Genomic DNA, 5,382 nt, shown 5'->3' with positions numbered 1-5,382 from the left:
ATTCACGCAGTTGTGATTCTTTTTCTTTAATAAAGATATCTTTGTTTGGAACTTTTGATGTTTCACGTGAAACATCTTCATTCATTCTTTGAACGAGTGATTCAAGTTGACGAACATTCAAGTTTTCTTTCATCACTTTTTCAGCAATTGAAGGTATCAGCTTTTTACGCTTTAATCCAAGCAATGCTCGCCCATGTCCCATTGATAGTTTATTAGATGAAATTAGCTCTCGCACAACATCAGGTAATGAAAGCAGACGGATATGATTGGCAATATGAGGACGACTTTTCCCTAAACGAAAAGCTAATTGCTCTTGTGTGAGGCTCAGGTTTTCCATAAGGTTTTGGTATGCATCTGCTTCTTCAATCGGTGTTAAATCTTCTCGTTGTAAATTTTCAAGAATCGCAATTTCCATCATTTGTTGATCTGTGAATTCACGAATTACAGCAGGAATCTCTTTCAAACCGGCAGCTTTTGATGCTCGGAAACGACGTTCCCCTACAACAATTTCAAATGACTTACCTCTTCTTCTTAAAATAATCGGTTGTAAAACACCGTGTTCTTTAATGGATTCAGTTAACTCAGCTAATGCTGTTTCATCAAAAATTTTGCGTGGTTGATATGGGTTTACTTTAATATCTCTTACAGATACTTTTTCAACACTTTCCATTTGATTGATTGATTCTCCTGGAAATAGTGCATTAATTCCTTTACCTAAGCCTTTAGACATTACGAATCACTTCCTTCGCCAAATCTAGATATACTTCTGCACCACGAGATTTTGGATCGTAAATAATAATAGGTTCTCCATGACTTGGCGCCTCGCTTAAACGAATATTACGAGGAATAATCGTTTTATACACTTTATCTTGGAAGTATTTTTTTACTTCTTCAATTACTTGGATTCCGAGGTTCGTACGCGCATCAAACATTGTCAATAAAACTCCGTCAATAACAAGTTGATTATTTAAGTGTTTTTGTACTAATCGAATGGTACTCAATAACTGGCTGAGACCTTCCAATGCGTAATACTCACACTGCACTGGAATTAAAATAGCATCTGAAGCCGTCAATGCATTGATCGTCAGCAAACCTAGTGATGGCGGACAATCTATGATGATATAATCATATTCTTCTTTCACTTCTTGAAGGGCCCTTTTTAAACGCACCTCACGAGAAATGGTAGAAACTAGTTCAATTTCAGCACCCGCCAATGAAATTGTTGCAGGAACTACATGTAAATTTTCAACTTTAGTTTCCAAAATCACTTTCTTTACGTCTATATCATCTATTAGAACATCATAAATACATTGTTGTACGTCACCTTTATTAACGCCAACTCCACTTGTAGCATTTCCTTGGGGATCCGTATCCATTAATAATACTTTTTTCCCTAAGTACGCAAGGCATGCGCTCAAACTTACAGATGTTGTCGTTTTACCCACGCCGCCTTTTTGATTGGCGATCGCAATGATTCTTCCCACGCTTGCACCTGCTTTCCTCTAGTTGTCGCTTCTCAGCATTTCTTCCCAGATAGTTCTAGCTTATCAGAACTTTCCGCTTTTCCTTTCATTCTAACAAAATTTTGATTAAAAAAGGATTATATTCTGATTACAAACAAAAAAACTCTTGCCATTTTCAGAGCAAGAGTTCACGATTTCGTAATATCAAGATTTCTTTTTCGGGATTTTCACAGTAATTTGGTAGAAATCCTCAAGTTCTTCTTCTTCCGTTTCCATCTTAATTCCCGTTTTTGCAACCATCGCAAATGACTGTCTGAGTGTATTCAGTGCAATCCTTACATCACGACTAACCGTCTTTCTTTTCGGCTTTTCTTTTTTACCTTCAACGACTGGTGGGTTTAACAGGTCCTCCACTTTCTTTTCCAGCTGCTTCACATTATATTGTTGCTCCACTACTTCCTGGAAAAGTGCGATTTGCTGTTCTTCTTCTTTAATGGGCATGAGTGCTCGTGCATGACGCTCTGAGATTTCACGCTTCAAAATTCCATCCTGAATCACTTGTGGTAGTTTCAGCAGTCTTAATTTGTTGGCAACAGTTGATTGACCTTTGCCTAAACGTTGAGCCAAAGCTTCTTGCGTAAGTTCATGAAGTTCCAACAACTTTTGATAAGCCAATGCTTCTTCAATAGCTGTTAATTCTTCGCGTTGTAAATTTTCAATTAAAGCAATTGATGCTGTTTCTTTATCACTTAAATTACGCACGATAGCAGGAACTTCTTCCCACTCAAGCTTCGTCATCGCACGGAAACGACGTTCCCCCGCAATAATCTCATATCGTCCATCTTCCATTTGACGAACTACGATTGGTTGAATAACCCCGTGTGTATGAATGGTACGAGCCAATTCTTCAATTTTGGACTCATCAAAAACAGTCCGCGGTTGAAAACGATTCGGAACAATCGATTGCAAAGGGATTTTCATTACTTCTTCATATTGTTCAACTGTTTGCTTTGTAGCCGCTATCTCTTTTTCGCCACTCCCAAAAAAACGTGAAAAAGGACTTTTCATCCCCTGGCACCACCTTTAAGAAACTACCTACTTGTATTAATTCGAGACAAATCTCTTCAATCCTTTATTAATGTTTCACGTGAAACACAATATTACAATGGAGTTTTATTTGGAACTCCAGGTTTTCTTGGATATTTTTTAGGAGTGCTCTTTACTTTATTAAAAACAAACAATGATCTTTCACTATTTTCTACAGGCAGTGTGAAAGAATATTCTTGAATTTTTTCAGCACCCAAAATTGTTAAAGCTTTTTTTGCATCATTTAGTTCGTCTTGAGCCGCTGCAGCTTTCATCGCCACAAACTGACCTCCGACTTTAACTAATGGTATGCAAAGTTCCGACAATACAGATAATCTCGCTACCGCTCTCGCTGTGACAATATCATACTGTTCCCTGTAAGTTGGATTTTGTCCAAATTCTTCTGCTCGGGCATGTACAAATTGAACATTGGAAAGTCCCAATTGCTCACTTAAATGTGTGAGAAATTGAATCCGCTTGTTCAATGAATCAACAATAGTTACATGCAATTGAGGGAAACAAATTTTCAAAGGTATACTTGGGAATCCCGCTCCTGCACCTACATCACAAATTGATTGGCCTTTGGAAAAATCCACATAAAAAGCCATGCTGATTGAATCATAAAAATGCTTTAAGTAAACGGATGGTTGATCAGTGATTGCAGTTAAGTTCATTTTTTCGTTCCACTCAACAAGCAGTTCGAAATATTTATGAAATTGTTGAAGTTGTTCAGGGGTTAAAATAATCCCTTTTTCTCTTAGTGCTTCAACAAATTGTTGTTGGTTCATATTGGACCCCTTCCGTATATGAAGAGTGGCTAAATGCTGAATTTAGCGAATAGCCACTTTTATACTTATCCGGATATTTTCGCTATTCTACCTTGTTCAATATACACCAGAAGGATAGAAATGTCAGCAGGATTTACACCTGATATTCTAGATGCTTGTGCAATTGATAAAGGTCTAACTTCTTTCATCTTCTGCTTCGCTTCAGTAGCGATACCAGAAATGGCATCGTAGTCAATTAAATCCGGAATTTTTTTATCTTCCATTTTCTTTAATTTCTCTACTTGTTGAAGTGCTTTTTCGATATAACCTTCGTACTTAATTTGAATTTCGATTTGATCCTTCATTTCATCTGTTAAGTCGATTGGTGAAGGAGAAAGCTGTGCAATATCATCATACGTCATTTCAGGGCGTTTTAGTAAGTCCTGACCTTTTATTCCGTCTTTAAGTTCAGTGCCGCCTTTAGAACGGATAATTTCTTGCGTTACTTCATTCGGCTTAATAATCGTTTTTCTTAATCGGACGATTTCTTCATCGATCAATTTCTTCTTCGCTTCAAAACGCTCGTAACGTTCCTCCGAAATCAATCCTGCTTCGAATCCGATTTTGGTTAATCTCAAGTCTGCATTGTCATGACGTAACAATAATCGATATTCTGCTCTCGACGTAAGTAAACGGTAAGGTTCATTCGTTCCTTTTGTCACTAAATCATCAATTAACACACCGATATACGCATCCGAACGGCTTAAAATGATTTCTTCTTTATTTAAAGAACGAGCCGCAGCATTCATACCAGCCATCAACCCTTGACCAGCTGCTTCTTCATAACCAGATGTTCCGTTAATTTGACCAGCAGTATATAAATTACGGATTTTTTTCGTTTCCAACGTTGGCCATAATTGGGTAGGTACCATTGCATCGTACTCAATCGCATATCCTGCTCGCATCATTTCAGCTTTTTCCAACCCTGGAATGCTTTCTAGCAACTTACGTTGTACATGTTCAGGTAAGCTTGTAGAAAGCCCTTGTACATATACTTCACGCGTATTGCGCCCTTCAGGCTCCAAGAAGATTTGGTGACGTGGTTTGTCATTGAAACGTACCACTTTGTCTTCAATGGAAGGACAATAACGTGGACCTGTACCTTTAATCATGCCTGAATACATTGGTGATAAATGCAAGTTTTCATCAATTATCTGATGAGTGCGTTCATTCGTATACGTCAACCAACAAGGCATTTGATCCATGATATATTCAGTCGTTTCATAACTGAATGCTCGTGGTAAGTCATCGCCTGGCTGAATCTCGGTTTTGCTGTAATCAATCGTTTTACTGTTTACGCGTGGCGGTGTTCCTGTTTTAAAACGTACCAAATCAAAACCTAAATCTCGAAGATTATCTGCCAATTTCAATGAAGGTTGTTGATTATTTGGTCCACTTGAATATTTCAAATCACCAATGATAATTTCACCACGTAAAAATGTTCCAGTTGTTACAATCACCGTTTTTGCACGGTAGACTGCCCCGACTTGTGTAATAACACCTTTTATTTCGTCGTCTTCAATAATTAATTCCTCAACCATTGCCTGATGGATGGACAAGTTCTCTTGTTCTTCCATTAAGCGTTTCATCTCAGCTTGATATAACACTTTATCGGCTTGTGCACGTAAAGCACGTACAGCTGGGCCTTTACCTGTATTCAACATTCTCATTTGAATGTGCGTTTTGTCGATGACTTTCCCCATTGCGCCTCCAAGGGCGTCAATTTCCCGGACAACTATTCCTTTAGCCGGGCCTCCGATAGATGGATTACATGGCATAAATGCAATCATATCTAAATTAATTGTTAAAACGAGTGTTTTTGCACCCATTCCCGCTGCCGCTAATGCTGCTTCAGAACCGGCATGGCCAGCTCCAATAACAATTACATCGAACGAGCCCGCTTCAAATTTCTGCATGTTCGTTCATTCCTTTCGTTTATCCTATTTTTTATATTTAAGCTTTCCGCTCTTTTATGTCTAGCTTCATGCGCCAGCTCGCACCTAAGC

At 38.3% G+C, this 5,382-nt stretch carries 5 protein-coding genes; all 5 read right to left on the bottom strand.

Annotated elements, in window-relative coordinates; translation table 11 throughout:
- A partial coding sequence (locus AC1DSB_RS13790; protein ID WP_477586905.1) for a ParB/RepB/Spo0J family partition protein occupies nucleotides 1-730 on the bottom strand: 730 nt, incomplete at its 3' end.
- Nucleotides 723-1,484, bottom strand: a complete 762-nt coding sequence (locus tag AC1DSB_RS13785; RefSeq protein ID WP_016428932.1) for a ParA family protein — start codon at nucleotides 1,482-1,484, stop codon at nucleotides 723-725. The genes AC1DSB_RS13790 and AC1DSB_RS13785, both read right to left, overlap by 8 nt.
- Nucleotides 1,485-1,667: 183 nt before the next feature.
- Entirely contained in the window at nucleotides 1,668-2,531 is an 864-nt protein-coding gene (noc, locus tag AC1DSB_RS13780) for a nucleoid occlusion protein (protein ID WP_016428933.1), read from the bottom strand.
- Nucleotides 2,532-2,623: 92 nt separating this feature from the next.
- Complete coding sequence (gene rsmG, locus AC1DSB_RS13775; RefSeq protein ID WP_016428934.1) at nucleotides 2,624-3,337, bottom strand: 16S rRNA (guanine(527)-N(7))-methyltransferase RsmG; 714 nt, start codon at nucleotides 3,335-3,337, stop codon at nucleotides 2,624-2,626.
- Nucleotides 3,338-3,402: 65 nt separating this feature from the next.
- Nucleotides 3,403-5,292: a tRNA uridine-5-carboxymethylaminomethyl(34) synthesis enzyme MnmG gene (gene mnmG, locus AC1DSB_RS13770; protein ID WP_477531170.1), complete on the bottom strand. Its 1,890-nt coding sequence runs from the start codon at nucleotides 5,290-5,292 to the stop codon at nucleotides 3,403-3,405.
- Nucleotides 5,293-5,382 lie beyond the last annotated feature (90 nt).

The organism is Paenisporosarcina sp. P4_E4_2 (assembly GCF_056401595.1).
This window is presented reverse-complemented; position numbering and strand designations above follow the sequence as displayed.

Excerpts from the sequence above, each read along its gene's own strand:
- rsmG (WP_016428934.1), bottom strand. The coding sequence starts at position 3,337 with ATGAACCAACAACAATTTGTTGAAGCACTAAGAGAAAAAGGGATTATT.
- mnmG (WP_477531170.1), bottom strand. The coding sequence starts at position 5,292 with ATGCAGAAATTTGAAGCGGGCTCGTTCGATGTAATTGTTATTGGAGCT.
- noc (WP_016428933.1), bottom strand. The coding sequence starts at position 2,531 with ATGAAAAGTCCTTTTTCACGTTTTTTTGGGAGTGGCGAAAAAGAGATA.